The following is a 24,546-nucleotide window of genomic DNA, read 5'->3' on the forward strand; positions in this document are numbered from 1 at the left end:
GTTACCCGAACCCGTCGCGGGACCACAACACGCCAGGCACCATGCACGTTCCCCCACAAACCCGCCCCCGTGGTGGCACTTCCCATTCAGGCATGTCACGCTGCTATCACCGGTTCACCTCACGGGGCCGGTGACGCAAATTTGTCGTAGCCGGCCAACCATCGCGTCAAGGGCACTTTCCTGGCGAACACCCGCGGTAAGGAGTTCACGCCCCATACGCACAGCATCGACACACTGGAGTAATTGCTCGGGGGTGTTCCGGCGGGCTAGCTCAGTAGCAGTATTGGCATGATCCGGATGAATGATGGGTACCCCAGCACTACCCTTACCATCGCCCACATCACTACCGACACTGGCGCCAGCCCCAGCAGCGCCGACGCTGATCATCAGTGCATCGCGGTACAGACCAGCAATGTCCATGAGCAGGAGATCAAGCATGTCGATGACCATGCGGGTACGCCGGTTCTTTTGCCTCGTTTCGAGTTCCTTGATGGCACCAGCACTCCCCCGCTGAGCTTTCGCTGCCCCCCTCCCTTTAGCGCCGACACCGAGGGCTTCGCGTAGTTTCGCCAATTCAGCATCATCACGCTCACCAGTGGCCGCGTCGGCTTCACTCTTTGCTGCTGCGACCAGGTCGCCGGTGTACAGGTAGGCATCACCATCCCTGTAGATCATCTCAGGGACACGTAGTGCACGTTTCCGCTGATTGCGGGCGTTATCGTCAACTGCTAACCGCCTCGCCCGGCCTACATGCCCCCCCGAGACGGACGCTGCCCAGTCAATCTGCTTCTCGGTGAGTTCCATGGTGGGATCCTCGGCAAGAATACGTGTGACATCATCCACGGATGGGGTGGGGATATAGACATGCCGGCACCGTGAGCGAATGGTGACGTGCACATCATCGGGATCCGTTGACGGCGCACACAGGATGAACACGGTGCGCGGTGGCGGCTCTTCAATGGACTTGAGAAGAGCGTTAGCCCCAGCGTCATTGAGCCGATCAGCATCTTCAACGATAACAACTCGCCAGTGCGCGGTAGTAGGCATGCGGGAGGCAGCCTCGATCATGTCTCGCACATGTTTCACGGGGATAACGACCCCTTCCGGCACAATGGCCACAGTGTCGGCATGCGTCCCAGCAAGTGCGGTGCGACACGCCTCGCATTGACCACAACCCGGCACCGCGTCCTTGCACATAAGTGACGCGGCAAATGCTTTCGCAGCGACAGACCGCCCAGCACCTGGAGGCCCCGTGAACAACCACGCGTGCGTCATATGACCGCGCTGCGCCGACGATACCTGCTCCTCCCCCACCATGTTGTCACCTGACCCGCTGAACTCTGCCGAATCCGCACCGGGTGTATCCATGTGAGTGCCCGGACGTTCAGGTGCCGGCGCGCCACCATCCACGGCGGCAATCTGACGTGCAGCATTGACTGCGTTGGTGAGTATGCCACGCACGGTGGGTGAGCCAACCATCTGCCGAAGTAGGGCCGGTTCGGTGGGGCGGGCGGCGCGGGAATTCATGAGGATAGTGTACGTCGCACCCGGGACATGGCAGCCGGCACGCATCTCCATCGCGGTATAGGCCGGACCACCGCCATCGCACACGGTGACCAGTTATCCTATTGATCATGACGATTCAGGAGTATCTCCGGTGGCTTCGGGGTACGTCGTGGCCTATGTATGCGGCGTTGGTGCTCTTGGCTAACGTGGTGGGCTCGTTGGCGGTGGGGGCGTTTCTGCGGTTTTTGTTGCCGTTGGAGCAGCGGGATGAGCTGACAGATTTTTCTAGTTCTGTGGCTGTTCTTTATGCCGTGTATTTCGCGTCCGCTGTTGTGATGGGTGTTGGTAGTACGGTTTTTTTGTTTCAATCGGTGTTGAGGTGGCAGCGGCATCCTGACCGTTTTGATCCAATTATGATTCGTCACCTGGTGTTACGTATTCCTGCATTTCAGGCTTTTTTGGGTGCGGCGTTGTGGCTGATTGGCGTCGTTATTTTTACTGCTGTTGCAGCTACGCATTCAGCCAACCTAGCGGTGTCTGTGTGCGTGACAGCGTTGCTTGGTGGTGTGCTGGTAACGATGCTGACGTATTTTATTGCGGAGCGTCGGGTTCGTCCGATTGCGATTGCTGCGTTGGCGGTGAATGCGGATCGTACGTTTTTGGAGCCGTCGATTAGTGGTCGTATCCGTCAGGTGTGGATTACGACGACGGCTATCCCGGTGGTCGGGATTTTATTGCTTGCTGTGGGGGCTCGTCAGGGTTTTTTCTCAAGTAACGCAGCGAATTTGATGCCTGCTGTGGTGGCGTTAGCCGTGACATCGTTAGTAACGGGGTGGGCTGGTGCTGCACTGCTGTCAATGAGCATTGCGGATCCGATTGGTGAGTTGCAGGATGCGATTCTTCGCGTGCGCCGCGGAGAGACAGAGACGGATGTCCCAATTTATGACGGTTCGGAGATTGGTGTTCTTCAGGCTGGTTTTAACGAGATGATGCGTGGTCTGCGGGATCGTCAGCGGGTGCGTGATGTCTTTGGTCAGTATGTGGGTATTGAGGTTGCGCGTCAGGCGATGGAGGAGAACCCGGTGCTGGGTGGGGAGGATCGCCTGGTCGGAGTGTTGTTTGTTGATGTGATTGGTTCGACGACGTTCGCGGTGAATCATCCACCGGAGGAGGTGGTGGAGACGCTGAACCAGTATTTTGATCGGGTTGTGGAGATTGTGCACAAGCACAAGGGCATTATTAACAAGTTTGAGGGCGATGCTGTGTTGGCTGTGTTTGGTGCGCCACTCCCGCTGGATGATATTGCTGGCCATGCGTTGGCGGCGGCGCGTGAGCTGCGCGCAGAGTTGCGTGGTTTGCGTTTACAGTCGGGTATTGGGGTGGCGACGGGTCATGTTGTTGCTGGCCATATTGGTGCACATGATCGTTTTGAGTACACAGTTATTGGCGACGCGGTGAATCAGGCGGCCAGGTTGACGGATTTAGCTAAGCACACGCCTGGGCGGGTGTTGACGTCGGCGGCGACATTACGGCGGGCGAATGAGGTGGAGCAGGCGCGATGGACGGTGTTGAAATCGGTGGAGTTGCGTGGCCGTAAGGAGATGACGCAACTGGCCAGGCCGATCCGCCCAACCCTGGCGGACCGCTCAGAAGTGTGATCCTGATCAGGCTATCGGTATGCCACCATGGGGCGTCCGGTGGTGGGGTTGTCACGGATGAGGCAGTCAATGTCGTAGACGTTGCGGATAAGGTCCTCGGTGATGATGTCCGACGGGTCCCGTCCGCGGGGATTTTCCGTCTTCCATAATGATGAGATGGCTGGAATGATTGTTTCCCATGTCAATGCTGTGAGGAAACCAACGCCACTCCGGCGGATGCAACACCGTTGACGCCAAGAATACCGGGTTCCGCCAGCGAGTTTCGGGTGAGCGACTGCATAAGAGCTCCTGATAGGCCGAGGCCTGTGCCTGCAGACACAGCGATGAATACGCATGCGAGTCGGCGTTTCCAGATGACAAGAGGCGTCCCACGGTGCAAGACCGTGAGAGGGGTGAGGGGTTTGGGCATATCAAGATGGACTAGTTTTGGTTGGTTTCTTTCACAACATTGTCAACGACGTCACGAGCAGAGTAGGGGTCGAGGCGGAAAGAGGACAGACCAAGCGGGTAGACATGCTGGTCTTTGACGGCGGGTAGGCTGGCGACGAGTGAATCTTTGGTGAATTCTTTCACTGTCTTGTCGTTGGCGGAGAAGAGGAAGACGGTTTTGCCTTGAATACCCTTGGTGAGGTTTTCATGGGAGATGAAGGTGAAGTCCTGGCGCACCTGCCGAGAAGTGTCCATTCCGTTGGGCGCTTCCTTGACGTCGAAGCCAAGGTCGTTGAGTAGCTTGGCGTGTGGTCCACTGGTTTTAGCAATGCCTTGTTCTTTACCCGGGCCATTGTAGGAGACAATGCTCACACCACCGTCAGCGGGATGAATTTTCTTCTTTTGCTTGGCAACGTAGTCGTCGAATTCTTTGATAGCCTTCTCGGCGTTCTTCTCGAGACCCAGTGCGTGGCCAAGTTCCTTAGCCAGGTCCTGCCAGGATTGTTTGGAGTAATCGACAGCGATCGTCGGAAAGGTCTCGGAGATCCGTTTGTACTGGTCAGAAACTGAGTCTGCACCAGATACCGACACAATAACTAGGTCCGGATCCTGTGCGATGAGCGATTCCATGTCGAACGTCAAGCCGGAGTAGAGAACGCCCACCCCCTTGTGATCAGCTACCTTCGCCCACTGGTTAAAGAAGCCCTTGCTATCAGTGACTTCTGACGGGCTAGTGGCAGCCGTGGCTTTAAGTGGCGCATCCATAGCCAGAAGAGTGCCAGTGACAGAAAGCGCCGTATTCGCAATCTTCTTCGGTTGATGGTCGAGTGTAGTCTCCCCTCGTTCATGCTTGATCGTTCGAGGCCACTGCCCCTGTTGAGCTATTGCAGACCCCCCTCCCGAAGGGGAAGCAGGGCTATCGCTCCCCCAACAAGCCGACAGGCTCAACACCAGGACAATCGCAGACACTACTGTCGCGAGCTTAATTAAGAGAGAGCGCACATTATCTCCTTCGATACAGCAGCCGTTGCTAGTTGACCATACCCCATAGATAGTTATGGCTAACCTAGGCTAAAAATTAAATTATAATGAAGTCCAATTACATATACCTTTTAATCATCATAAGATAAACCTGGCCACATATGGCGAGGATGGCAGTATTGCGTTCTACCACCGTGTTAACGTGCACAGGCCCTTTCTCCGGGCTAAACGCTTTCTGCCATTACTTTCTAAGGAGTCCGCGTGACGAGTATTTTCGAGTTCCCGCTCTCCTACTTACCGTCATTCGATGAATCGATGCCGGCACGAGTCTATGTTCATGTGGCCGCGATTCATGACCATCATGCTGAGGAACTTCACCACATGGTTCGTGGTACCGATGGAACGTGGAGTGCGCGATTAGAGCTTCCAGATGATGTGTGTTCCTCCTACCTCATTGCGCCGGTTGATGAGGGTTTCATCAGGCGTTTCGACCCGCCTGGCCCTGTTGATACTCGGGCTCGATGGCATGCGCTCGTTGAACGAGCTATCCCTGGTCCTCCAGCTCTATCTGGATGCACGGGCAGAGTTCGTGGTCCGCACGCATTGCCTGAACCGGAATGGGAGGACCTCACCCCTACACCTGGTTACTGGGAATCATTGAATGTATCGGGCCGGCAGACGTGGCGCACACTGACGGGAGATTCGCCGCGTTTCCTTCTTCTACTTTTTGATGGCTCGTCGTGGATCAGAACGCCACTCCCCCGGGCGCTTCGTGAAGGAGGTTTCCCTCCACTCGAGGTCATCGCTATTCATACAGGTACTGGGAACGAGCGCTTCGATATCTTGGGGTGCACCCCCGCCTTACCACGCTGGCTTCATGAGGAATTGCTGCCCCGCACGTCTTGGACTCCGGAGGAGACAATAGTGTGTGGACAATCTCTCGGTGGCCTCGCTGCGCTCGCAGTAGCGATTGGCGAACCCCATATTGCGAATCATGTTCTCTCGCAGTCGGGTTCGTTCTGGTTCCCCGCCTGGGGTGGTAGAGACGGTGGTCAACTTGCCACCACTCTCCAGGATCCTCAGGTCATCAACAGAATTCAGACACGTCGTATCCGGGCGCATATGAGTGTGGGTTGGGGAGAGGCGGATATGATTCCTCACACTCGGGCTGTTGCCGACTGTCTCATGGCAGCCGATGTTCGGACATCCCTGGAGATGAGTAACCATGGGCACGAAATGGCTGGGTGGATGGGTGCCCTCACCCGCGGGCTAGGGCACCTTCTGCGCTAAAGCCCTTGTCTAGTCGATGGTGGAGTGTCCGGGGAGTTTTTTCCGGATAACTTTGCCCATGGGGTTGCGGGGGAATTCCTCAACGAAGAAAACATCACGGGGGCGGTGCCCTTCAGAGAGTTCAGCCACGATGTGTTCGCGGACTTCGTCGGCAGTGATGGGGGGTGTGTTGTGTTCACGGATGACATAGGCGCGGATGGCTTGGCCGTATTGGTCGTCGGCGACACCGTGGACGTAGGCATCATGGATACGTGGGTGCGAAACAAGGGCGTTGTCGATCTCGATGGGGAAGATTTTTTCGGCGAATTGGGTGATGATGAGGTCATCGCCGCGTCCAAGGACGTGGAGCATGTTGCCGTCGGTGATATAGCCGCGATCGTGCATACAGATGGCGCCATTGATCGTAGGGATGGTGATGTCTTGGTCGGTGTATCCGGCAAAGAGGTCGTAGACGGCGACCCAGATGATTCCGATTTCTCCTTCAGGGAGAGGGTTACCGTTGTCATCGCGAATGTCGACGATTTCGCCGGGGTAGATGCGTCCACTGAGGGCGGTGTCTGCGGCGAGCTCGTGAGGGCGGGAGACGGCGATGGGGCCGGATTCTGAACTGCCATAGAGGTTGCAGAGGACGGGTCGGAGTTCGTTGCTGCCGGGGATGGGAGTGCCGAATTTTTCGTTGGTTTTGTGGATTTCGTGTTCGGCGAGGGGGCTGCCTGCGGAGACAATGAATTCGAGGCCATCAAGATGGTCGATGCCTTCATTGTCCATATAGGAGACGATGGAACGGAGCCGTGAGGCTGCGGAGCACATCGCTGTGGCGTTGTATTTTTTGATGTCATCGAGGGTTTCGGCAGGGTCGAAGCCTCGTCGGGCGATGATCGTGGATTGGGTGAAGAGGGAGAGGCAGAGGTTTGCCCATCCGTAGTCGTGGAAGAGAACACTGGTGAGAATGACGCTGAGGCCGCGCCGCCACGGGATTCCGGAGACCAGTGGGGCAACACCTTGGGGTGATTTGAAGGCGCCGCGAATGACGCCTTTGGGCATTCCGGTGGTCCCTGATGTCATGACGACGTGGAATCCGCGTTTGGGTCGTAGAGGCAGGGAGTCGGTGACTCGGGCGTGGTTGATGATGCCGTCGAGGGTGTCGTAGCCGGTGGCGTTGTCTGGGTTATCAACGTGGCCGAGGATGATGTCGTAGGTGTCGGCGGCAGTGTCGGCGAGCATGGGGAGGAATTCGTCGTCGAGGATGAAGACGTCGATGTGGTGGAACGCAAGGACTTGGTCGAGTTGTTTTGCCGACGTGTTCGCGTTGATCATGAAGATGTTGAAGCCGAGCATGTGGCGGCATGTGAGGGGGAGGACGGATGCTCGGCCGTTTCGGGCGAGGACGGCGACGTTGGTGCCGGCTGTGACGCCGCGGGCTTGGAGGGCGAGAGCAAGGCGGGTGGTGTGTTCCCAGAGTTGGGCGTAGGTGAGTTCGCCGTCGTCATCGACGAGTCCGAGGCGGTTCGGGTTTTGTCGCGCTGCGGTGGCGAGCATGGTGGTTTCGAGCGCTCCCCAGCGGACGACGTTTTTTGCCACGGCGGCGAGGTCTTTGGGCCCCATGGGTTCTATGACGTCGAGATCTTTGAGGATTCGCAAAAAGTAAATAAACTGCTGCAGCTTAGCTTTCGCAGGAGCTCCGTGGTTAACCTGTGGAGTAAGGGTAAACGTTGGCATAGGACTAACCCCTCAAGCGAGTGTGCGGTGTGCACATTCCGTTAAAACAGTGTCGAGTATATGGAACGGCGTCCCCCGCGACCCAAATGTCCAGCGGGGTCACGCCGCATCTCTGGTGGTATGAATCGCCGTGGTGTCTACTCGGCGCCGAGTGAGCGGTGATTAGGAGAAGAAATCCGTCGCCATGCGGTGGTGAGTGTGTTCGAGGTTGTTGAGCCAGGCTTGTGCGTCCTGGTCTGAACAGTCGGTGTACGACGAGTAGATGCGGGCAAGGGTGGAGCGGACACCCGTTGACAAGCCGCCTGCATCACCGCAGATGAAGATCCGCCCATCGGTGTCGTTGAGGAACGTCCAGACGAGTTCGCGTTCTGCCCATAGTCTGTCTTGTACGTACGTGATGGGGTTTCCATGAATTGTTTCAGGTGTACGGGAGAAGGCAGGGAAGACATCGAGAAGGCCACGCTTATGTGAGTGTTCGAACTCTTCTTTGTAGAGGTAATCGCTGCTATCGGAGTGGCATCCGTAGAATAGGTAGCTCTTAGCCACACCTGTGGGATCGCCGTCTTCCAGGAATGTCCTGTCGTCGACGAAGGCGAGCAAGGGGGCAATTCCGGTGCCCGCGCCGATGAGGAGCATGCCTTTCTTAGGGTCGGGTTCTCCGCGGAATTCTGGTTTCCCTGGGATGATGGAGAGTTTGATTCGGGATCCGACGGGGTGGTTGCGCAGCCAGTTGGTAGCGACACCGTAGAAGGGTCCTCGGCCGGAGAGGGCGTCGCCGTGAATTTGCGAATAGGTGACTTTTACCAGGTGTGGGTCACGGTTTGGTGAGGACGATATTGAGTAGCGTCGTGGTTCCATCGGTGGGAGCATCGCGATGAATTTTTCGAACGAGATGCTGATTGATGGGAATTCTTCCAGTAGGTCGAGGACGCTCTTTCGCGTAGCAATGATGGCGTCGTCGTAGTGTTCGCTGGCGTAGGCGTCGAGTTTCGCTTTTTCCGGGGGGCATGGGCACGCGTCGGCGAGTTCTTTGATGTGTCGCTTGCCCGCTGGGCGGGAGAGTTCAACATATGAGCTCAGCAGTGCGCCGATCGTGACCGTCGTGCCGTCGGAGACAGGGCTGCCCGTGCCGCGGAAGGTGAGTACGGAATCCGGATCGCTGTTGAAGCGGGTGAGGGCTCGGTCGACGTCAGTCGGCGGGTTATTGGGAAGGAATTCTGCATAGTCACCGAGTTCGAAACGTTGTGATTCGGGGAGACGGATGCACATCTCCCATTTGTTTGTGGTGAACTTTTTGTCGTCAACCGAGATCTTTTTGTTTGATTCGACGACGCCGAATGTGAAGTCTATGGCTTCGGATGAGCAGAGTTCAGAATACCGGCCGGTGGTGGCAACGTCGATGGAAAAACTTTCTTCGATGGAGTCCTGGTCAAGCTCAAGGTTTACTCCGTCGAGTTCGGAATCAATCTGTTCCCACAGTTCATCGGACCAATCTTGGAAGGGGCCGAGGTAGTCGGAGTGGACATCGCCTTCACCGTGGTCGATGAGACGTCGTGCGCCGGCGTGGGCAAGTTTGTCGTCTACCAGTTTCGGGATCCTCTGGTAGGTTGCCGCCCATTCGGAGTTTCCGCACCCGAAGACGGCGTATGTGATGTTGTCGAGGTTCTTGGGTTCGTTCGACTCCAGCCATGAGACGAATCTGAATGCGTTCTCTGGGGGTTGCCCCTCGTATGAGGAGGTGACGATAAGGTTGAGTGCATCGGGGTCGAGGTTCTCAACGGCGTCGTCAAGGTCATAGAGTGCGGTGTCGAATCCCTGGGATTGCGCGAAGGTGAGGAGGCGGGTGCCGAGATTTCGGCAGATCCCGGCGGTGGTTCCCACGAAGACTTTCACCGTATGCCCGTTCTTCGGAACCTCGACCTCATGCTGGGGGTGGGTGACGTCGGTGCCGGTGGCAGATCCACCGGAGAAATCAACGTCACCGGTGAGTCCTGTGTAGGGGTGGCCGGGGCGTTTTTTCATTCGGACGATGAGGTCGCCTGGTTTGGAGGCGAGGCTGTTGTCCCGGTGTAGGTGATAGTTCGGGTCGACGAACTCGGGGTCGAAATGTTGAAGCAAAAGAATGAGGACCATTTTCGCTTCTTGAAGTGCAAAAGCCCGGCCGATGCATGAGCGTTGGCCGTGTCCGAAGGGCTTCCACGCGTTGGAAGGGATTTTCTTAACGTTCTCCGGGGAGAATCGCTCGGGGTCGAATGTGTCGGGTGAGTCCCAGATCGTGGGGTCCCGGTGGAATTTGTCTTCGAGAATGTAGATGGAGTCGTTAACGTCGACTTCGTAGCCGTCGTGGTTGTCGTCTCGGCCGACGACAGTTTTTTCCAGAGGGTAGACAGCGTAGACGGGGACAGGACCATTCATGCGGAGAGTTTCGTACATGATCTGGTCGATGTATCCAAGTTCATCGAGGTCTTCAAACGTGGGGAATCTGCCCTCAAGTTTGTCGTCGACAAGTTTTCGCGCTGTCGTAAACACCTGTGGGTTAGAGATCAGTCGGTACACGCAGAAGCCTAAGAGGCTTGATGTTGTTTCGTGGCCCGCGATGAGGAATGTCATGAGTTGGTTTTTGACATTTTGATCACTGAGTCGTTGTCCCGTCACGTGATCTTTGGCAGTAAGCATGACATCGAGGATGTCTTCCCGGCCAGGGGGATTGGGATTTTCACGGCGGTCGGCGAGGATCCTGTCGCAGGTCTTTTCAAGAACTTTCGTGTTTCGTTTGAAGACCGCGTCAGTCACCGTTGTGTAGAACTTCGGAAGCAATCCGCGCGATGGGGAGAGTCGAAGATTTTGCTGGAAAGCATCAACGAATGGGTCGAATTTCTCAGAGTAGAATGAGTTAAACCGATAACTAAACGATGCCAAGGCGATCGTGTCGAGGGTCATTCGGGTGAAGTCATCAGCGACGTCGATAGGGGTGTCTTCGCTCATCCGCTGCCACTTCAGCATCAGCTGGTCTGCGCAGTCTGCCATGTCGCGGAACATGTTGTGAAGAGCGACTTTGTTGAAGGCTGGCATCAAGATGCGGTGCGCCTGCTGCCATTCTGGTTCGTCAGTGCGGGCGGTGAAGAGGCCGTTGCCGACAAACTTCCTCACCTCCATGAAGGACCCATGAATACGCTTGTCAAACCGTGTTTGGTCTGACAGCTCGTTGACGACCCGGTGTGAACTGACCAAGATGACTTTGCGTCCATCGGGGAATACATGGCGGTACATTTCGCCATACTTATCGGCACCCTTTTCCAGGGACGTCACGAGATCTAGAGGATTAAGTTCCTTCAAAGTCCCGACGACGGGCAATTCACGTGGTCCGGGAAGAACACTGGTCATTCTCGCTCCTATATGAGACGTATTCGATAGGAAAACCTAGAGGTGAGTCCGTCAGTATTCGAATCAGGCCCAGTCTGGTGTTCACCGTGAAACTATAAAACGGGCTGTTTAGTGGATGAATGGATGCAGGTCAGGAACATAATTGTAGAGCCGTGCGGCAAAGTCGGAAAAGTCCCATGATCCTTGGAGGAAAACAAGGGGGTTTTTCGGGGCGTACCGTGCTACCTGTTCGAGTACAGTCTGAAGATCCATAATGTTCCTTTCATACGGTATACCGTGGGAATCCACGGTACGGGGTGGTGTGCCTAGGTCAACCGAGATGCAACCTGGTCAGCGTAGAAATCATGTCCCTTGTCCGTGAGGTGGCCCCATAGGTGGTGGGGGGCATCGTCATAGAACGCAGCCGACAGGCGATCGGGGTTAGATACACACCCATTGTTGTTGTTTGGGGTATTGATCATGGACATCATGTCGAGGAATTCAACATGGTTCTGCGCAGCAACGTCTGCTTGCCATTGGCGAATGTTGTCCTGAATGAATGCAAGCAGCGGGTAGTAAAACTTAAGTTGGACACCAAATCCGTTTGACATGCAGATATTGTTGCGACCGTCGGTGAGATCAGGGTTTCCGATCAACAGAATCTTCGCGTTCGGCGCTGCATGTTTGACTCGTGCAATTTGGTCATTCATGACCCGACCTGCGGTGACCTTCCGGTCTTCCACTGAACGACCAATATTCGGGTCCTGATACCAATCATTGAATCCGAACGCGAGACTTACTAATCGCGTACTAGGGTTGAGGGTCCCTTCGCGGAGAGCAGTGTCGACTTGCCGTGCAATGTCGCCGCCGATAGCGTGTGGGAATTCGACGGTCGCTGCGGCGCATCCGTAGTTCTGGACCTCAAGCCCGGTCCTCGCACCCACCCGCTTCGGGTACGGGTTCGGGCTGGACACACATCGCCCTGGAGCGGGGGCAGGTAGGTTAAGAGCCTTCTCTAGCATGGGGCTCTTAGCAGCAGCGAGCTGAACGTCGTTGGGGTCCATCTGGATGGAATCACCAAAAGCGACGTAGTTGTCGCTCCCCTCCGCGTGTGCGTGGGTTTGGGGGCCATTCTGGATACCGAAGGCAACTGAGCCTGCCAAGGCCACAGCCCCCACCGCTGCCGCAATACTTTTTCTACCTGCCATATCCGCGTTTCCTTCTTGAGCCTTCAGTTTCTACAAACAACACCATAAATAGTTTCTGTGAACTACCTGCCCATGTTACAAAGCTGATGACCGTTGTGTACCTGAAAAAGAAATTTCTATCCACACTGCCCCGGCGGTCGATGCTCGCTGAGCCACATCCCCACTGGGGCAGAACGGACCTATTTCACAACGACTACTCGTCGACGGTTGACTTACCAGGCAGGTACCGCTTCATAACCTTGCCCATCGGATTGCGGGGGAACTCATCAACGAAGAAAACGTCACGTGGCTCGTGCGCATCGGAAAGTTCATCCTTGACGTACTTCTTTACCTCATCGGCGCTGATTGTGCTGCCTTCTTCCCGAATGATGTACGCGCGAATGGCCTGACCATACTGCGCATCCTCGACACCATGAACGTAGGCAGTGTCAATGCGCGGGTTGGTTTCCAGAGTTGACACGATCTGCTGCGGGAAGATCTTCTCCGCGTACTGGGTAATGATCAAGTCATCAGCGCGGCCGAGAACATGCAGCCGATTCCCGTTCTCGATATATCCTTCATCCCCCATCGGCATGAGGCCACGGTCATCATGAGGAATCTTAATTTCCTCATCGGTGTACCCCACGCACATGTCGTACTCCGCGGCCCAAATGTTGCCAACCTTCCCCTCCGGAAGGTTATTGCCCTCATCATCACGAATCTCGATAGTGATACCGGGGTAGATAATGCCGCTGAGGGTGTGATCGTCGTCGAGCTCTTCGGCACTTGCAGACGCAAGGGCAACACTCTCAGAACTTCCGTACATGGTACACAGGCAACGCCCGAAGAAGTCGTTCGTACGGTCAATTTCGGTCGGTGTCAACGGGCTACCGGAGGAGAAAATGAACTCCATCTGGTTAACGTCCGTCATCTTGTTCTCATCCTTGTAGGCAAGAAGAGCCCTGATGCGGGAAGCTGCCGTCGCCATAGCGTTGATGTTGTACCGCTCGATGTCGTCAAATGACTGCTTCGGGTCGAAGTGACGACGCAGGACAAGGGTTGATCCACTGAGGAAGCCCAACAGCGTGTTTAAAATGCCAAAGCCATGGAAAAGGACAGCGGTGACCATCACAGTGAGGTTTTGTCGCCACGGAACAGCCGCTAACACCGGCGCGAGGGTTTGCGGAGATTTCGGATTCCTCCTAATAACCCCCTTGGGAAGCCCCGTGGTTCCCGAAGTCATAATGACGAGCTGGCTGGACTGTGGCTTGAGCGGGATTTTATCCGTAACGCGCGCCTCACTAATGATGCCATCTACCGTCGGAAGGCCATCAGTGTTCACACCAGCTGTTCCATTGTAGCCAATGATGAGTTCGCACTGCAGGTCAAAGTCTTTAACTGACTCATAGAATTCATCATCCAGGATGAAATACTTAATTTCGTGGAAATTAAGGATACGCTCGATCTGAGCTGGTGAGGAATTCCCGTTAATCAGAATCGTATTGAAACCAATGAGGTGACGGGCACACATGGGGTACAAGGTGTAACGGCTGTTTAAAGCCAGTACTGCCACATTGTCACCAGGTTTGACGCCCCGCCGCTTGAGCGCACGAGCCAAACGGTTGGAGTTTTCCCACAACTCTGAATACGTCAGCTCACCCGCATCGTCAATGACCGCGGTGCGCTCCGGCCAGTGGCGGGCACTATCTGCAATGATGGAACCCTCCAGCGACTTCCACCGCCACCGGTTAACAAGCGACTGAACCGTATCTTTCGCCCCCTGGTTTTCGATAAAATCCCAGTCCTTCAAGTTTTGCATCATAAACAAGAACTGGCGCATGACATTCAGTTTGGTCTGACCATGCTTATTTCCTTTTGGATTAAGATTCAACGTGGGCATATCAAAAACTCCTTATGATCGGCTCGTTTCATTCACTGTAACGCGTCGAGTTTCCTGCATGTAAGCGACACTCCCCTTATTTTCGTTTTGCAGCCAAAAACTATTACATAGGGGGCAACCAACCACGGCTCACATCAAGCAGAACAGCATAGCTGACAATTCGTATACATCGACTGTACACCCACATCACCCGGCCGCCACCGTGCCGCAATAATACCTAACCATGAGGGGGTGAGGGGAAGGATAGAGAAACACGCGGCAAAGACGGAGATCACAACGAAAAGGGGGCGCCACCCCACCATTCCGTAAAGCTGAGATAACCTACAGAACACCACCGTCCCGAAGAGCAAACCAACTTATCGACCCCCGCACCACACACGGAACTAAACGAGAACTATTTCTTCGACGGTTGAGTGAGGTAGAAGCTATCCACAATTAGATCTTTGATAAAATCAATTGAGTCAAATTCCTCAATATTAATACTGACCCAATTCTTTTTATCCGTATAAAACCTGGATAAACCCCTTTCTCCAGCCATAATTCCTCTATATTTTCTTTACGAACTTTGACCAGGGAAACACGGCCTCTACGCCACATTCTTGCTTAACACAATCAAACACCTCTCGCCGAGTTACCATAGATCCCGCTCCCCTGTTAGCTTCACACTCTTTACCCAGGCCAGAAGATAACTCTGGCCACCTTATGATGACTTCACAGTCTTTTTCGTAGACTTCCGCCCCACTTTCCTCGCCGACTTTGCGGCACCCTTCTTCGCCCCCTTCTTCGCACCACCATCAGCAGCTTCCTTCGCCCGACGCTCAGACAACAACTCGCATGCACGCGCATCCGTCAGCGTCTCCGGCGTATCACCACGCCTCAGGCTCGCATTCGTCTCACCATCCGTCACATAAGGGCCAAAACGACCCTCCTTCACAGACATCGGCTTGCCGGACACGTCATTATCCCCCAACTGCTTCAGCGGAGGTTTCGCCGCAGCACGCCCACGACGCTTCGGCTCAGCATACATACGCCGCGCCTCCTCCAACGTCACGGTAAAAATCTGCTCCTCGCTCCCCAACGAACGGGAATCAGAACCCTTCTTCAAATACGGGCCATACCTGCCATTCTGCGCCGTAATAACCTCACCATCAGACGGATCCACCCCCACCTCACGCGGCAGACTCATCACCATGAGAGCCTCATCAAGCGTCACCGTCGACGGCTCCATGCTGCTCAACAATGATGCCGTCTTCGGCTTCAACATATCAGTGACCAACTCATCAATACGCTTCTCGCGCCGCTTCGCAGCTGTCTTCGTTTCCCGGTTCAGAGGCTTCTTCCCCTCCGCCGCGCGGGCCTTATCATCAGCATCCCACTCAGCGTCAACCGTCGCTACAGCTTTCGTCTCAGCCTTCTCACGCTCATCATCACGAACAAGCTCGGTGACATACGGACCGTACCGACCCTCTTTCGCCACAACCATCCGACCATTCGCAGGGTTCGCCCCCAGCTCCCGACCAGTCGGCGGCGTCGCCAAAAGCTTCTCAGCCAACGCGCGATCCAACTCATCCGGGGTCACAGTATCCGGCAAATTCGCCCGCTGAGGCTCCCCGCCCCCCTCAACAGTGCGCTCCAAATACGGCCCATACCGGCCAACACGCACAACGATGGGCGAACCGTCCTCATCGTCAAACATATGAAGCGAGTTCACCTCGCGCGCATCAATAGTCTCCAGATTGCCGCCAACAAGATGCTTCAAGCCACCAAGGCGGGCAATAGTCTCCGCCTTCGCGCTCGACGCGCCATCATCACCGTAATAGAAGCCCTCCAACCAGTGCGAACGATTCTCAGAACCATTCGCAATAGAATCCAGAACATCCTCCATTGACGAGGTAAAATCGTAATCAATCAGCGAGCCGAAATTCTGCTCCAACAACCCAACCACAGCAAACGCTACCCACGACGGCACCAACGCATTACCACGGGAATACACATATCCACGATCCTGAATCGTCTTAATAATCGACGCATACGTCGACGGACGACCAATCCCCAGGTCCTCCATCTTCTTCACCAAGCTTGCCTCAGTGAACCGCGCCGGCGGCGTCGTCGAATGCCCATCAGCCTCCACCGTCGACGCAGTCAGCGGCTGCCCCTCATGCAAAACAGGCAAACGATTCTCGGCATCATCAGCAACCTGATGACCATCCGCCGTGCGCGACACCTCCACATACGCCTTCAAGAACCCCGGGAAGGTAATAGTCCGGCCCGTCGCTGCAAACACACAATCACGACCATCCGCGGATTCACCCGCCACGAACACCTTCACCGACGTACCCTTGGCATCCGCCATCTGCGACGCCACCGTCCGCTGCCAAATAAGTTCGTAGAGCTTAAACTCCTCGGCATCCAACTGGTCACCCAACTGACCCGGCGTCGCAAAAGACTCACCAGCAGGACGGATAGCCTCGTGAGCCTCCTGCGAATTCTTCACCTTACGGGAATACTGACGCGGGGAACTCGCCACAAACTGCGGCCCATACAACTCCCGAGCTTGCGTACGAGCAGCATTAATACCCGACTCTGACAGCGTCGTTGAATCCGTCCGCATATACGTAATATGCCCATTCTCATACAACCGCTGTGCAATACGCATCGTCCGCTCAGACGTAAAATGCAGCTTCCGCCCAGCTTCCTGCTGAAGAGTCGACGTCATAAACGGAGGATACGGGCGCCGCGTATACGGCTTCTCCTCCACCGACCGCACCGACATCGCAGCACCCGTCAACTGGTCTGCTAACTGACGAGCAGCCTGCTCATCCAGAGCCACAGCCTTCGACGTCAACTCGCCATCGTCATTAAAATCCCTCCCTTGCGCCACACGCTGACCATCAATCTCAGCCAACCGGGCCGGAAACGAACGGGGAGCATCGTGTGACGCAGCAGCACCGGCATCATCACACAGATCAAACGTTCCCGACAGATCCCAATACTCTGCCGACGTAAACGCAATACGCTCACGCTCACGCTCCACAATGACACGCGTCGCCACCGACTGCACACGACCCGCCGACAGACGCGGCATCACCTTTTTCCACAACACCGGCGAAATCTCATACCCATACAACCGGTCCAACACACGACGAGTCTCCTGAGCATTCACCAAATTCTGATCAAGCTCACGTGTATGCTTCGCCGCCTCCACAATGGCCGGCTTTGTGATCTCATGGAACACCATGCGCCGAACAGGCACCTTCGGCTTGAGCACCTCCAATAAATGCCACGCAATAGCCTCCCCCTCGCGGTCAGGGTCAGTGGCCAAATAGAGCTCATCAACCTGCTTCAACTTCGCCTTAAGATCAGCGACCTTCTTCTTTTTATCCTGGTTAACGACATAAAGCGGGGCAAAATTATTCTCAACATCAACGCCCAACCGCGCCCACGGTTTCTTCTTATACTTCGCGGGCACATCGGCTGCACCCCTCGGCAGATCGCGGATATGCCCCACAGAGGCCTCCACAATGTAATCCGACCCAAGGTACGGCTGAATCTTGCGCGCCTTCGTCGCCGACTCCACAATGACCAGCCGTTTCACACCGTCTCCTCCGGCGCTACCAGATGCTGCCACGTTGGCTTCTCGCCTTCCCTTCACACAGGCCCAGTAAAAATTGTTCCCAACCCAAGCAGGGGATCACTGCCCAGGATCAGCACCACGATGCCTATGTAAACATCGCAACTGGGTGTTTCCGTGTCACCTTAGACCATGCACTATAACCAAGCCACAAAATCGCAAAAGCCCATCACGTAAATTGGGGTGAAAAAGCCCTCCCACCGAACTCAAGCCGGCGGGAGGGCATAATTTCATAGTTCCTCAACGCAAGCCATCACGAACGGATGACTACCGGGGAACTGCTCCGGAGTTCTTAGAGAGCGCGAACCTGCTGAGCCTGGGGGCCCTTAGCACCTTCACCAATCTCGAACTCAACCTTCTGATTTTCCTCCAGGGTGCGGAAACCGCTTCCCTGAATCTCGGTGTAGTGGACGAAGACGTCCTGCGAGCCGTCTTCCGGAGCAATGAAGCCGAAGCCCTTCTCCGCGTTAAACCACTTCACAGTTCCCTGTGCCATACCTTGTACCCAATTTCTTTCGTGCAGCAAAAACGACAACCAAACTCAACGATCATCGTCGAAGACCCAGCGTACTCGATACATACGCCAACAGCCACGTCCGGTAGACATCCCCCACATTTGGGGAACAAAAGAGCAGGTCACAGGAACAGCTCCCATCTAAACTTCTGATTAAGAACCACGCGGGGCGAAGTTGTAACCACGTTTATGCGGGCTCGGCACGGGCTGTTCCTGTCGCAACAAACGGCGAATGCGCAGCCGACACATTCACAGTCACCTGCAATATTCATTAATATCGGCGACCACTCGACAGGCGTGCAGCATTTCTCGGCACAACCTCATAGCATGTCGCACGCCACTACCTGCTGATTCGAGGCTATCGCGCAGCAGCTCCAAACTACTATTCAGTCTCGTAACCCTGACCAACTTGGAATAGTAAACTTATGGGGACTTCCACATATCGGCTGGCCTCATGTTTCTAAAGAAGATGTTTGCCCGTATGTTGTTGGTTCCGTTGGATTTGTTCACCACCTTGCCTGGGAAGAAGTTTTAGCACTCGCTGCCGTACACCCGGCCAGCGCGATTCTCGCAGGACTCGGAGAAACACTTTTCTGGACTTGGATTTCATCCCACTGCTGATTGACATAGAACCCACCACTGAAGGAGTCATGATGTCACCATTAATTGTCGCGGCAATCGTGTTCGCAGGGGGTGGTATCGGGTATGCCATCGGCCTGAGAAAACGCATGGAGAACAACCCCGATCTCCAGGGGAAAGGCCTCAAGGTCCTGTTCAAAAACAATAAAGACCAGAAAAAATAGGCCACTCTGCTACAAGCCAATGGAAAGCCCGATCTATTACGAACCCCGCTGTCACCAACGGCGGGGTCTGCACGTTGACCAATAAATTGAGTTCTGGCAGAACAACTGGTTTATTTATGCGGGCCCGGCGCGGGCTGTTCCTGCCGCAACAAACGGCGAATGCGCAGCCGACACATTCACAGTCACCACCACATCCTCACCGTCAACAATGCACGAAGTCAGCGAAGCATCGTTCTTCATAGCGACCTCGCGAGCTATCACGCATCCATCAGAAGATGCAGTTCCACTGGCAATGTCAGCGGAGGATTGTGGACTCGTGTGAGCTCCAGCACCTCTGGGTTGTGTTCCTGAGTCCGCCCCCTGATCCCCTCCCCCCATCGTGTTCTGCACCGCGTACGCGGCCGCGAGTGCGGATAAATCCGCTGCCCTGTCAGCTTTTCTTGAGTCCACAACCATCGAACCCATGACGACCAACGCTCCGAACACGCCAATAACCAGCGTGCACATGACGGCACCCACGATGGTCATGGATCCACGAGTCCAAAAACCCGCCGATCTCATTGTGCACGTCCCCCGATGTCCTCCTCATTCACGGCCACCGACGTCGACTTCGCATCGCGTACTGCGTTCTCCACGGTCACCGTCGCAACAACAAAGCCAGGTTGTCCGCCCGATCCCGGGATTGTCGATACCTCGATCGTCGCTTTTGTGAGTCCACCCGCGACACGACGTTCAACCTCAGAACGATCCTCACCACGCGCAACAGCTCGTGCAACCTGTGCTGATGCTTCTGTCGCAGCAATCTGTCCCGCCACTGCCACCATCCCCGCAACGACAACCCCGATCACGATCAACATCGCCGAAATAGCAAACGCCGCTTCAATGGTGACACTGCCCCGCGTCCACCATGACGCGCCCTTGCGGACTGGCTGCGCGGACGTGGCTGTGGCACCGGCGGCCTGGCAACAGTATGGCCTAGTCATCGGTAATCCGGAAGAACACCGCGCGGTGAAAAACCACGTATCGCCCTCCATGTGGCTCACTTCTTACTATGTAACGCGTCTTCAATGATTCCTTTGAGCGCGTTTTCTACCTCACCGCCTGAGACGATGACATAGAGGAGCCCTGCGAACGCAGCCGCTGCCACGCACACTAAGGCATATTCCAAGGTAGCCATGCCGCGTTCATTCCAGACGGCAGCTCTCCCTCGCTCCCACCAGGCTAATACTGGTGGTTGTTCACCTCGGGCTGGGGTCGATCCATCAAGCGAGGGTAAGCCTTCTGTGTTCACAAGGAGGCCACTGGTCACTACCTCACCACCTTTGAGGTCAATCAAGGTGGGATCAGTAGTTTTCTGGTCACTAAGGACTGCACAAGTCATGGTGATTCCTTTCCCCTATGGCATGAGGTTGGTACATATGGTTAGTTACGTGGACGCACTGAGAAAGCACGGCCAAAAATAGTGGGTAGAGCAGGTCGTGAGACGTGGTAGTCGGTGCTCCCCGGCGGAGCGCGTGGGCGCTGAGCGCGGCGCCCATTCGGAATCGGCGTGCCATCATTGGTTGCTCTATGTGTGGCTGTCATGACAGCCCCGCCAGCAGCCCCATCGCGATAGGGACCAGCCCCACCGTGATGAACGCCGGAAGAAAACACAAACTCAACGGCAGTGCCACATACACACTTGCTTTCTCGGCTTCGGCGACTGCCTGATCCGTCGCCCGATGCCGCAGTTGCGTGGCCAGCGCACCCATATCAGAGGCCAATCTGGAGCCCGAGTGGGCACTTCGTCGAGCTCGCCGCGCAAAATCTCCCAACACGCCACTCTTCTGACACAGCGCCCACGCACGGTCGGCATCCAACCCCATGGCCAGGCGGCGGGCCGTGCCCGTCCACACGTCTGCGAACTGAGAACCTCCACACTCCGCGACTGCCCCCACTGCCGTACCCACCGGAAGACCACATGACAAACATGCCGTAATCAAATCCAGATCTGCCGCCGCATTCAGCATCGACCCAGCCGACACATGTGGTTGTCCGCCTGTAGATTGCGCCCGTCTCGTGATGGTCACAACGCCCCCGCTTTCGCCATCAATGCGCGAGACCATTCCAGCCCCACGATCTCTAACACAACTCCCGCCAGCAACAACATGCCGCCGAGTTGTGTTGTTAATAAAAATTGAACCGACCCTGCCCCCAGTGATTGGCCCATCACGATTCCGGCAAGCGGTAGACACATCAGCACCCGTGTCGAGGCCCGAGGACCAGCCAACGACGCCTCCGTCCGTTCCTGGTGATGAAGCTTCGCCTGAAGATCCGTCGCCGTGCTCTGCATGACCTCCGCCAACGGCACACCAGTGCGATGCGATAACAACCACGCGCGAACAACCGCATGACGCCCAGCATCCTTCGCACCCTGTGTCCACTCACCCAACGGCGCACACGGCACCCCTAACCAGGCGCAATGATTCACCATGGCGTGAAGGTCCGCCGCGACGACACCATCCATATCCTCGGCGACATGACGCACCGCCATCAGCGGGCTCGCCCCCGCTGATAGTTCACCCGCGATCATGCTGCTGGCCTGCGCCCATTGAGACACCACACGACGAACCTCACCACGAGCCCGTTTATCCCGCCGTGCACGGCGAACTTCCACCGCCGCCGCCACGCACGCGAGCGGCACACCAAGCGGAATCATCGCGCACCCCCATGCACCATGTGTTCCCACAGGGGCCATGCATCCGTACGACCACCTTCCGCCGTCCACACAGGAACAACAGTTGGCGTCGATGGTGGGGCTGTGGCAGCCGAACCCCCGTGGTCCGCACTATCCATCCACGCTGGTGGCACCACACCAACGCGTCCGAGCCTGCGCCTCACACCATGTGGCTTCACCGCGTGGGGTTCCATGCCGCCGGGTGGGCCAGATGCGCACCGTTCCACGTGAAGCACAACTCGAATCGCGGCGTGAAGTTGCATCCTCACCGACTCAGGTGACATCCCTGCCATTGCCCCCAGTGCTTCACATCGGGCAGGGATTTCCTCCGGGCCGTTCGCGTGAATCGTCCCGCATCCACCATCATGCCCAGTATTCAGTGCCGCGAAGAGTTCCCCGATCTCCCCGCCGCGAATCTCACCAACAACGATACGATCCGGCCGCATCCGCAACGTCTGCCGCACCACATCACGTAACGTAATCTCTCCACGCCCTTCAACGTTCGCGGGGGACGTCGTCAAGGCAACAATATGTGGGTGCTCGGGCTGCAACTCAGGAGTGTCCTCCACACACACGATCCGCTCCCCCGGCGACACCTCGCTCAACAGTGCAGACAACAGCGTAGTCTTCCCCGCACCAGTGCCTCCAGACACCAAGAATGCCTGGCGGCTCCGTACCAACGCGCGTAACTCATCGGCCATCTCGTGGGGGACACTCCCACCCTCGACGAGAGCGTCAAGACGTGCCGACGCCGTGCCCAACAGCCTTAGCGACATGCACGGGCGGTCCACCACTGGTGGCAACACCGCATGGACACGAACACGTGCCCCCGTGGGAGGGGTGGTAGATCCATACGAATCACCCGATGCGGAACTCGTTCGGGTGATTGCAGTGGTGCTGGGGATATGCGCGCTGGTAGAGGTTCTGCGGCCGAGGTGCGCAGACGGGACTCCACGGTGATAGAACCCATCCGCATACGGGGACGCATCATCCAATCGACGCCCACACGCAGCCGCCACACGGACCGCCGTCGCACGCACCTGCTCGTCGTCACGGAAAGGAGAATCCACGCGCCTCAAACCCGAGGCACCATCAACCCACACTTCAGCATGCCCATTCACCAGAACGTCTGTCACACCGGGAATATCCAGTAGCGGCTCAATGGGGCCTGCCCCGTGAATATCTCCACGAATCCGCCGAATCTCGTGCATCACCCCCGATACACCAATCCCCGGGCATTCTGCCCTCACCGCCGACGCAATAGCCGACGGGGATGTATCCCCTTCCCCGGTCGCAAGCTTCATACGAATTCGATCACGCGCAGTGACACTCGCACCAGAATCAGCCGCATACCTCCTCCCCACGGTCACATCATCTGAGAACGAATCGGGTGACAATGTGTCACCATTAGCGCCGCATGCACGCACAAAACTTCGAACCCGATTCACGCCACACGCTCCTCACCTACACATGGCTCAGGAGATGTCGATGTCGGACCCAATGTCCTTGCATCTGCCGCGGTGAATGATGACGAGAGTGAACCCGTCGGGTTCAACGCCGCCGACGCTGGCTCCGGTGGCAGAGCACACTTCACATACCCATCCGCTACCTCACACAACCCTGATACCATCCGCGACAACCCCGACCGTCCGCGAAGCCGCAACCCCGTCGACTCAATTTCCCTCGCTATCTTCTTCTCTCTGGCGAACTCCGCTACCACCGGCATCGACGTCACAGACTCCACGTCCTTCGCCTTCACGGATGCCGACACCCCGTGGCTCACCACCGCCAACGGCTCGGCCCCGCCCTGACGTACGACCCGAGACCACCACAGAGCGCCCCCCACACCACGTAAGGTCGCCGGAACAATCACAAAAACACAATCACAACGAGCAAAATCAGCAGGCGCCCACCATGATGCACCCGACACGTCGACCACCACCGAATACCCCTCCCCTGCAACCGCATCTGCCACACATCTCACCAACGGGCCACGCCTGTCCCACCCCACTGGCGCAGGGCCACCACGTCCTACCGACAACACTCCCACGCCCTCCGGTGTTGCAGGAACGCTCACTGCTACTGATCGTCCGTCGATCCCGCTGTCTTCCCACTGCCTCACACTCAAATCGCCCCACCGCGTTCCCGGTTCACTTTCCACGCCCAGCAGAAGATCATCAGCACCTGACACGCAATTTGCGTCCACCAGCACAGACCCACGCCCCCTTCGAGCCCATGCCAGCCCCAAGCCCGCTGCAATAGTGCTTCCACCAGCTCCGCCCACAGCAGAAACCACCGCTACACATCCACCTGAGGTCACGCCACGGCCGCATTCCGCCGATAATGCCTCGACCAAATCACCTGACCGTGCGGGTATCACAACAACATCCTCTGCACTCCACCGCATTGCGCACTCCCACGGCGGTTCACCTCCGCACACCACATACAGTCCCCGACGTTGTGGAAGATCTAGCGACGACACCTCATCCAGGCCATCGCAATCTGCCACCACCACGTCAGCGGTCCGCCAGTGGGCCGATAACGATGCATCCATTAGGCCATCAATCAGTGAGAAGCCCAGGGCAGCGACGCACTGTTCAACCTCCGCGATGAGATGCGGATCTGACACCACACACAGAATTTCCTTCGAGGACATGACGCAATCGTGGCAAAAATGCCCACGTGGTCATATCGACACCAGAACCTCGGGCGTGCTCGCTGTGGATAGGCCGCGGGTATCCACAAAATGTCAAAATTCTGACCGTCAATACATGCACCCACGGTACGAAAACTAGACAATATATGCCGATGATGGCGCTCGATGGGTGACACGGTTCGATTTGTGTGGA

At 56.4% G+C, this 24,546-nt stretch carries 21 protein-coding genes; 3 read left to right on the plus strand and 18 right to left on the minus strand.

All coding sequences use genetic code 11. The features are described 5' to 3' along the window. Positions 1-114 precede the first annotated feature (114 nt). Positions 115-1,527 (minus strand): DNA polymerase III subunit delta', encoded by a 1,413-nt coding sequence (locus V5S80_RS06005; RefSeq protein WP_395169851.1) that lies wholly within the window; start codon positions 1,525-1,527, stop codon positions 115-117. Positions 1,528-1,631: 104 nt separating this feature from the next. Between V5S80_RS06005 and V5S80_RS06010 the strand changes: the two genes are divergently transcribed. Then, positions 1,632-3,164 carry an adenylate/guanylate cyclase domain-containing protein gene (locus tag V5S80_RS06010; protein WP_395169894.1) on the plus strand — a complete coding sequence of 511 codons (1,533 nt, stop codon included), beginning with the start codon at positions 1,632-1,634 and terminating at the stop codon, positions 3,162-3,164. A gap of 11 nt (positions 3,165-3,175) precedes the next feature. Here V5S80_RS06010 and V5S80_RS06015 read toward each other — a convergent pair whose 3' ends face one another. The 3 genes from V5S80_RS06015 to fepB are packed head-to-tail and all read right to left on the minus strand — an operon-like array spanning position 3,176 to position 4,595. Then, positions 3,176-3,349, minus strand: a complete 174-nt coding sequence (locus V5S80_RS06015) for a hypothetical protein (RefSeq protein ID WP_395169852.1) — start codon at positions 3,347-3,349, stop codon at positions 3,176-3,178. Continuing rightward, complete coding sequence (locus tag V5S80_RS06020; protein ID WP_395169853.1) at positions 3,346-3,573, minus strand: iron chelate uptake ABC transporter family permease subunit; 228 nt, start codon at positions 3,571-3,573, stop codon at positions 3,346-3,348. The genes V5S80_RS06015 and V5S80_RS06020 overlap by 4 nt, the downstream gene beginning before the upstream one ends. 11 nt (positions 3,574-3,584) lie before the next feature. Beyond that, positions 3,585-4,595: a Fe2+-enterobactin ABC transporter substrate-binding protein gene (fepB, locus tag V5S80_RS06025; protein WP_395169854.1), complete on the minus strand. Its 1,011-nt coding sequence runs from the start codon at positions 4,593-4,595 to the stop codon at positions 3,585-3,587. Positions 4,596-4,835: 240 nt separating this feature from the next. On the opposite strand from fepB, the gene V5S80_RS06030 reads away from it, so the two are divergent. Then, positions 4,836-5,864, plus strand: coding sequence for an enterochelin esterase domain-containing protein (locus V5S80_RS06030; protein ID WP_395169855.1), 1,029 nt, complete (start codon positions 4,836-4,838; stop codon positions 5,862-5,864). Positions 5,865-5,873: 9 nt separating this feature from the next. On the opposite strand, the gene V5S80_RS06035 is transcribed toward V5S80_RS06030, so the two are convergent. The 7 genes from V5S80_RS06035 to V5S80_RS06065 all read right to left on the minus strand — a co-directional run bounded on the left by V5S80_RS06035 (position 5,874) and on the right by V5S80_RS06065 (position 18,160). Then, on the minus strand, positions 5,874-7,583 hold the full coding sequence (locus V5S80_RS06035; RefSeq protein WP_395169856.1) for an AMP-binding protein: 1,710 nt from the start codon (positions 7,581-7,583) through the stop codon (positions 5,874-5,876). A gap of 162 nt (positions 7,584-7,745) precedes the next feature. Further along, complete coding sequence (locus V5S80_RS06040; RefSeq protein ID WP_395169857.1) at positions 7,746-10,967, minus strand: cytochrome P450; 3,222 nt, start codon at positions 10,965-10,967, stop codon at positions 7,746-7,748. Positions 10,968-11,075: 108 nt separating this feature from the next. After that, entirely contained in the window at positions 11,076-11,219 is a 144-nt protein-coding gene (locus V5S80_RS06045) for a hypothetical protein (RefSeq protein WP_395169858.1), read from the minus strand. A 53-nt stretch (positions 11,220-11,272) separates the two neighbouring features. Continuing rightward, positions 11,273-12,154: a GDSL-type esterase/lipase family protein gene (locus V5S80_RS06050; RefSeq protein WP_395169859.1), complete on the minus strand. Its 882-nt coding sequence runs from the start codon at positions 12,152-12,154 to the stop codon at positions 11,273-11,275. 193 nt (positions 12,155-12,347) lie between these two features. Then, the gene (locus V5S80_RS06055; protein WP_395169860.1) at positions 12,348-14,033 is read right to left on the minus strand and encodes an AMP-binding protein; all 1,686 of its coding nucleotides are present in this window, start codon (positions 14,031-14,033) and stop codon (positions 12,348-12,350) included. A 700-nt stretch (positions 14,034-14,733) separates the two neighbouring features. Continuing rightward, complete coding sequence (gene topA, locus V5S80_RS06060) at positions 14,734-17,661, minus strand: type I DNA topoisomerase (RefSeq protein ID WP_395169895.1); 2,928 nt, start codon at positions 17,659-17,661, stop codon at positions 14,734-14,736. Positions 17,662-17,956: 295 nt separating this feature from the next. Beyond that, positions 17,957-18,160 (minus strand): cold-shock protein, encoded by a 204-nt coding sequence (locus V5S80_RS06065; protein WP_046203272.1) that lies wholly within the window; start codon positions 18,158-18,160, stop codon positions 17,957-17,959. Between the two features lie 668 nt (positions 18,161-18,828). On the opposite strand from V5S80_RS06065, the gene V5S80_RS06070 reads away from it, so the two are divergent. Next, positions 18,829-18,981, plus strand: coding sequence for a hypothetical protein (locus V5S80_RS06070; RefSeq protein WP_395169861.1), 153 nt, complete (start codon positions 18,829-18,831; stop codon positions 18,979-18,981). Positions 18,982-19,095: 114 nt separating this feature from the next. Here the strand turns inward: V5S80_RS06070 and V5S80_RS06075 are convergent, their stop codons facing one another. From V5S80_RS06075 to ssd, 7 genes are all read right to left on the minus strand, one after another. Next, complete coding sequence (locus V5S80_RS06075; RefSeq protein ID WP_395169862.1) at positions 19,096-19,509, minus strand: pilus assembly protein TadG-related protein; 414 nt, start codon at positions 19,507-19,509, stop codon at positions 19,096-19,098. Positions 19,510-19,538: 29 nt separating this feature from the next. Beyond that, on the minus strand, positions 19,539-19,964 hold the full coding sequence (locus V5S80_RS06080) for a hypothetical protein (protein WP_395169863.1): 426 nt from the start codon (positions 19,962-19,964) through the stop codon (positions 19,539-19,541). 56 nt (positions 19,965-20,020) lie between these two features. Then, positions 20,021-20,362, minus strand: a complete 342-nt coding sequence (locus tag V5S80_RS06085) for a DUF4244 domain-containing protein (protein WP_395169864.1) — start codon at positions 20,360-20,362, stop codon at positions 20,021-20,023. Positions 20,363-20,561: 199 nt separating this feature from the next. Beyond that, positions 20,562-21,050, minus strand: coding sequence for a type II secretion system F family protein (locus V5S80_RS06090; protein WP_395169865.1), 489 nt, complete (start codon positions 21,048-21,050; stop codon positions 20,562-20,564). Next, a complete protein-coding gene (locus V5S80_RS06095; RefSeq protein WP_395169866.1) occupies positions 21,047-21,679 on the minus strand; it encodes a type II secretion system F family protein in 633 nt (210 codons plus the stop codon). The genes V5S80_RS06090 and V5S80_RS06095 overlap by 4 nt, the downstream gene beginning before the upstream one ends. After that, positions 21,676-23,145, minus strand: coding sequence for a TadA family conjugal transfer-associated ATPase (locus tag V5S80_RS06100; RefSeq protein WP_395169867.1), 1,470 nt, complete (start codon positions 23,143-23,145; stop codon positions 21,676-21,678). The genes V5S80_RS06095 and V5S80_RS06100 overlap by 4 nt, the downstream gene beginning before the upstream one ends. Further along, a complete protein-coding gene (gene ssd / locus V5S80_RS06105) occupies positions 23,142-24,353 on the minus strand; it encodes a septum site-determining protein Ssd (protein ID WP_395169868.1) in 1,212 nt (403 codons plus the stop codon). Before ssd ends, V5S80_RS06100 begins: the two co-directional genes overlap by 4 nt. Between the last annotated feature and the right edge of the window lie 193 nt (positions 24,354-24,546).

The organism is Corynebacterium sp. PCR 32, assembly GCF_037464985.1.
In the GTDB taxonomy this organism is placed as follows: domain Bacteria; phylum Actinomycetota; class Actinomycetes; order Mycobacteriales; family Mycobacteriaceae; genus Corynebacterium; species Corynebacterium kroppenstedtii_D.

Excerpts from the sequence above, each read along its gene's own strand:
- V5S80_RS06070 (WP_395169861.1), top strand. The coding sequence starts at position 18,829 with ATGATGTCACCATTAATTGTCGCGGCAATCGTGTTCGCAGGGGGTGGT.
- V5S80_RS06040 (WP_395169857.1), bottom strand. The coding sequence starts at position 10,967 with ATGACCAGTGTTCTTCCCGGACCACGTGAATTGCCCGTCGTCGGGACT.
- V5S80_RS06045 (WP_395169858.1), bottom strand. The coding sequence starts at position 11,219 with ATGGATCTTCAGACTGTACTCGAACAGGTAGCACGGTACGCCCCGAAA.
- V5S80_RS06050 (WP_395169859.1), bottom strand. The coding sequence starts at position 12,154 with ATGGCAGGTAGAAAAAGTATTGCGGCAGCGGTGGGGGCTGTGGCCTTG.
- ssd (WP_395169868.1), bottom strand. The coding sequence starts at position 24,353 with ATGTCCTCGAAGGAAATTCTGTGTGTGGTGTCAGATCCGCATCTCATC.
- V5S80_RS06020 (WP_395169853.1), bottom strand. The coding sequence starts at position 3,573 with ATGCCCAAACCCCTCACCCCTCTCACGGTCTTGCACCGTGGGACGCCT.
- V5S80_RS06055 (WP_395169860.1), bottom strand. The coding sequence starts at position 14,033 with ATGCCCACGTTGAATCTTAATCCAAAAGGAAATAAGCATGGTCAGACC.
- V5S80_RS06085 (WP_395169864.1), bottom strand. The coding sequence starts at position 20,362 with ATGACTTGTGCAGTCCTTAGTGACCAGAAAACTACTGATCCCACCTTG.
- V5S80_RS06005 (WP_395169851.1), bottom strand. The coding sequence starts at position 1,527 with ATGAATTCCCGCGCCGCCCGCCCCACCGAACCGGCCCTACTTCGGCAG.
- V5S80_RS06035 (WP_395169856.1), bottom strand. The coding sequence starts at position 7,583 with ATGCCAACGTTTACCCTTACTCCACAGGTTAACCACGGAGCTCCTGCG.
- V5S80_RS06075 (WP_395169862.1), bottom strand. The coding sequence starts at position 19,509 with ATGACCATCGTGGGTGCCGTCATGTGCACGCTGGTTATTGGCGTGTTC.
- V5S80_RS06095 (WP_395169866.1), bottom strand. The coding sequence starts at position 21,679 with ATGATTCCGCTTGGTGTGCCGCTCGCGTGCGTGGCGGCGGCGGTGGAA.
- V5S80_RS06065 (WP_046203272.1), bottom strand. The coding sequence starts at position 18,160 with ATGGCACAGGGAACTGTGAAGTGGTTTAACGCGGAGAAGGGCTTCGGC.
- V5S80_RS06080 (WP_395169863.1), bottom strand. The coding sequence starts at position 19,964 with ATGACTAGGCCATACTGTTGCCAGGCCGCCGGTGCCACAGCCACGTCC.